This window comes from Arthrobacter sp. RIT-PI-e, assembly GCF_001187915.1.
Taxonomy (GTDB): domain Bacteria; phylum Actinomycetota; class Actinomycetes; order Actinomycetales; family Micrococcaceae; genus Arthrobacter_D.
The window spans coordinates 1-3885 of the sequence record NZ_LGIU01000075.1 but is presented as its reverse complement, the minus strand read 5'-3'; the positions used below and the strand labels follow the sequence as shown (position 1 = coordinate 3885).

The window sequence follows — 3885 nt, the reverse complement described above, 5'->3', positions numbered from 1 at the left end:
CCGGGCGGGCGGCGGGGCGGGCGGGCCTTTCACCGCGCCCGGGCCTGCCCCCCGAGCGCTCCCCGCCGCTGGTGGAACCGGGGGCCACCATCGGCACGCTGCTGCCGTCCGTCGCCGCGGCCACGGGACTGCCGGGGAGCACCGCCGTCGTCGCCGTCGGGTCGCACGACACCGCGTCGGCGGTGGCCGCCCCCCCCGCGGGGGCGGGGGGCCTCGCGTCCACCCCCTCGGGCACCCGGTCCCTGGGGGGGGGGGAACTCGACGTGCCAATCCCACCGCGGGGAGCCGCGCGGCGAACTTCACGAACGAGCGCGGCGTGGACGGCACCGTCCGGTACCTCCGCAACACCGGCGGCCTCTGGCTGCTCCAGGAGTGCCTCCGGGAGTGGGACGCGGAAGGGTCGGCACCGGAGCTCGCGGACCTGCTCGCCGCCGCGGCGGAGCTGCCTCCGGACGGGCCGGTGATCGACGCCGGGAGCACGGACTTCCTGGCACCGGCGGACATGCCGGCCCGGATCGGGCGCGCGGTGGAAGCGACCGGGCACCCGGCGCCGCCGTCTCGGGCCGCGCTGGTGCGGTGCATCCTGGACAGCCTCGCCGACGCCTACGCCCGCACCCTCCAGGACGCCGTCAGGCTCTCCGGGCAGTCCATCGACGTGGTGCACGTGGTGGGCGGCGGCTCGCAGAACGAGCTGCTGTGCCGGCTCACCGCGGAACGGACGGGTCTTCCCGTGGTCGCCGGACCCGTGGAGGCCACGGCGCTCGGGAACATCCTGGTGCAGGCGAGGTCCGCGGGCCGCCTGCCGTCGTCGGGCCCGGGGCTGGCGGGCATCCGCGCGGCGGCCCGTGCACCCACCCGGACCGGGCGGGCCGAGCCGACGTCACGAGGGGCGACGACCTCAGCGCACCGCCCGTAGGGACACCTCGCCCTTCGCGGTGGAGGGATCGACCACGACGCCGCGCTGCCCCATCTCCGCGAGACCCCGGTTCACCAGGCGCCGGGCGGCGTTGCGGGCAGGTTTGCGGAGGTCGGACGCGTTCCGGGGGTCGAGGGCGAGCCCGGCATCCGCCGGGTCCACGCCCCGGCCGCTCGGTGCACTCCCGAGCCGGTCGAGGAGCCACTGCTCCAGCTCCCGGTCCACCGGCCGGATCTTCCGGGACCGGCAGGCATCGCTGCAGTAGGCGATCTCGCCCCAGTTCCGCTCCCACTTCTTCCGCCACTCGATCCGCCGGCCGCAGGATCGGCAGTGCTTCGGCTCGGGGGAGGCACTCATGACGACCACTGATCTCGCATGCTCCGAAACCTACTCAGCAACTGCCCGTCCGCCCAATCCGGGTACCGGCGATGACTGGCACAATGACCTCATGACGGCCAGGCCCCCGAGATCCGCAGCTGCCCTCCCACCCGAGCAGACGGGGCCCCTGCACCGCGCCCTGGCCGACAGCCCGGACGTCACCATCTTCGTGGACGGCACGGCGCACCGCCTGCCCGCCTCGGCGCAGGACGCCGTCGTGGACCTCCTGGTGCGGCTCGCCGACGGCGACGCTGTCCAGGTCAGCTCCGTGACCGAGTTGCTGACCACCTCGCAGGCCGCGGAACTGGCCGGGATCTCCCACAGCTACCTGCGCAAACTCACGGACGCCGGCACGCTCGCCGTCGAGTACCGGGGTTCGCACCGCCGCCTGCGGCGCACCGACGTGGAGCAGTGGCTCCGCGCCCAGCCCCGGCGGGAGCAGGTCCCCGGCCCGGCGCAGTCCTAGACCTGGTCGAAGCGCGGCCGGGAACGCCACCGCCGGGCCTTCAGGGCCAGATGGAGCTCCAGCCGCACCGTTCCGGCGAGCGGATCGGCGCCGATGATCGATCTCACCCGGGACAGCCGGTTGTAGACGGTGCTGCGATGCAGGTGCAGCTGGGCCGCGACGTCCTGCACGGAGCCGTTCTTGTCGTAGAGCAGTTCCAGGACCGGCAGGAGCCCACCTGCGCGATCGGCCTCGGCCAGCTCGGCGAAGTGCCCGCTCCCCCGGGCAGGGGGGTTCCAGCCCAGGGCGCCGAGGAACTGGTACACGCCGATGTCCGCGTAGCGGGCGATCCCCCCGATCACCGGGTCCCCCGCGGCCGCCTGCACGCAGCACCGGGCCTCCTGCAGTGCCCCCTCCAGACGGCGGAGGTCCTGGACGTCCCCGCTGACCCCGAACACGATCCTCGCGGCGGGCCGACCCGCACGCTTGGTCACCTCGGCGCGGTACTTCTCCTGCACCTGCCCCAGCACCGTGGTGCCGATCCTCGCGGAGCACAGGAGCACCGAGTGGTCCGCGGCCGCGGCGCTGAAGAGGACGGGCGCCACCCCCACGGTGGACTGCAGCGCGAGGGTGCGCTGCAGCAGGACGGCCTCGTGCGGGTCCTCGTCGTCCCCGCCCCCCGGCCGCGAGCGACGGTGCGCAGGGGCGTCCAGTTCGCGGACGGCGACGACGCACCAGGGCCCGGCGTCGTCGGGCTCCCGCCGCCCCGTGAGCTCCTCGACGGCGGGGGCGATCCCGCGGCACGCCGCGAGGAACGTGGCCTCCCTCCGCGCCCGGGCGCGGAGGATGCCGGGGTGGTCTCGGGGAGCAGGCCGGCGAGCCGGTCGAGCGCGGGGCGGGCCGCCGGCAGGGCGGAGAGGATGTCCTCGGGTGGATCGTCCTCGGACTGCTGCTGCACCCAGAGGTAGCCGACCCGGAACCCCCGGACCAGCAGTGGTACGCAGACCCGGCCCAGCATGCCCAGGTCCTGGTTCGCGGGAACCACCACCGGGCGGACGGCACGGGCGGTGCCGTGACGCAGCTGCCATTCACTGACGTCGGCGGGGACCTGCTTGCTGAGCAGGAAGTTCGCCCGGACCCGATCGGCCGTGGCCTGCTGGCTGCTGTAGGCGAGGAGGACGCCGTCGGGGTCCTCGAGGGACAGCCCGCGCCCGAGCCGCTGCGCGATCGCTTCGACGACGTCCTCGACGGCTGGCTGCATCCCCACAGCGTAGGCCGACGGGCGCGCTCCGGGCGACATCTGGAGTCCGGGGATCCGACAGATGTCGATGGCATTTTCCGTGCCCTGCTGGTAGTGATGCGCGTCACGTCAGTACTGCACCGCGTCATTCCGCGCCGCGACGGCGGGCCGGGGCACGTCCCGGCCCGAGCCGTCGCGCAGGTCGTTACCCGCACCGCCTCCGCCCCGACGGGCACGGCCCCCGCGTCTGCCTACGCTGGAGTCGTCCAGTCGGCGCGAGTCCCCCGGAGCGAGTCCCATGATCATCGGCGTCCCCCGAGAAGTGAAGAACAACGAGTTCCGCGTGGCCATCACCGCCTCCGGTGTGCACGAGTTCCGTGCGCACGGACACACGGTCCTCGTGGAACGCGGGGCGGGGGCCGGTTCTGCCATCCCGGATGCCGTGTACCTGGCCGCGGGCGCCGCGCTCGTGGACGGACCGGACGAGGGGTGGGACCGCGCGGACCTGGTGCTGAAGGTCAAGGAGCCCGGGGAGCCCGAGTCCCGCCACTTCCGGGCGGGTCTCATCCTCTTCGCCTACCTCCACCTCGCGGCGGAACCCGCGCTGACACGGGCCCTGCTCGAGGCCGGCGTGACGGCGATCGCCTACGAGACTGTGCAGGAGGGGCGTGTACTTCCCCTGCTCGCCCCGATGTCCGAGGTCGCCGGGCGCTTGTCCGTGCAGGTGGGCGCCCAGGTCATGACCGCGCCCGCGGGTGGTCCCGGGCTCCTGCTGGGCGGGGTGCCCGGGGTGCGCCCCGCCAAGGTGGTGGTGCTCGGGGCCGGGGTCGCGGGGACCAACGCGACGGCGATGGCCGGGGGGGCCGGGGCGGAGGGCACCATCCCCGACATCGACATCTCCCGGCG

The 3885-nt window shown here is 74.5% G+C and carries 5 protein-coding genes and 2 pseudogenes; 3 read left to right on the top strand and 4 right to left on the bottom strand.

The genetic code is table 11. The features are described 5' to 3' along the window. Positions 1-235: pseudogene (locus tag AC792_RS18205) on the bottom strand (hypothetical protein); the annotation flags it as partial. Positions 236-316: 81 nt separating this feature from the next. Between AC792_RS18205 and AC792_RS10615 the strand changes: the two are divergent. After that, complete coding sequence (locus tag AC792_RS10615) at positions 317-916, top strand: FGGY-family carbohydrate kinase (protein WP_049830495.1); 600 nt, start codon at positions 317-319, stop codon at positions 914-916. Here the strand turns inward: AC792_RS10615 and AC792_RS10610 are convergent. Continuing rightward, on the bottom strand, positions 899-1273 hold the full coding sequence (locus tag AC792_RS10610; RefSeq protein WP_049830496.1) for a DUF2256 domain-containing protein: 375 nt from the start codon (positions 1271-1273) through the stop codon (positions 899-901). The two genes, AC792_RS10615 and AC792_RS10610, sit on opposite strands and share 18 nt — an antisense overlap. Positions 1274-1364: 91 nt before the next feature. Between AC792_RS10610 and AC792_RS10605 the strand changes: the two genes are divergently transcribed. Continuing rightward, a complete protein-coding gene (locus AC792_RS10605; RefSeq protein WP_049830494.1) occupies positions 1365-1760 on the top strand; it encodes an excisionase family DNA-binding protein in 396 nt (131 codons plus the stop codon). Here the strand turns inward: AC792_RS10605 and AC792_RS18035 are convergent. Next, the gene (locus AC792_RS18035) at positions 1757-2269 is read right to left on the bottom strand and encodes a PucR family transcriptional regulator (protein ID WP_326948058.1); all 513 of its coding nucleotides are present in this window, start codon (positions 2267-2269) and stop codon (positions 1757-1759) included. The two genes, AC792_RS10605 and AC792_RS18035, sit on opposite strands and share 4 nt — an antisense overlap. After that, entirely contained in the window at positions 2230-3000 is a 771-nt protein-coding gene (locus AC792_RS18030; RefSeq protein WP_326948056.1) for a hypothetical protein, read from the bottom strand. The genes AC792_RS18035 and AC792_RS18030 overlap by 40 nt, the downstream gene beginning before the upstream one ends. Before the next feature lie 277 nt (positions 3001-3277). Between AC792_RS18030 and AC792_RS10595 the strand changes: the two are divergent. Next, a pseudogene (locus AC792_RS10595) lies at positions 3278-3885 on the top strand (alanine dehydrogenase); the annotation flags it as partial.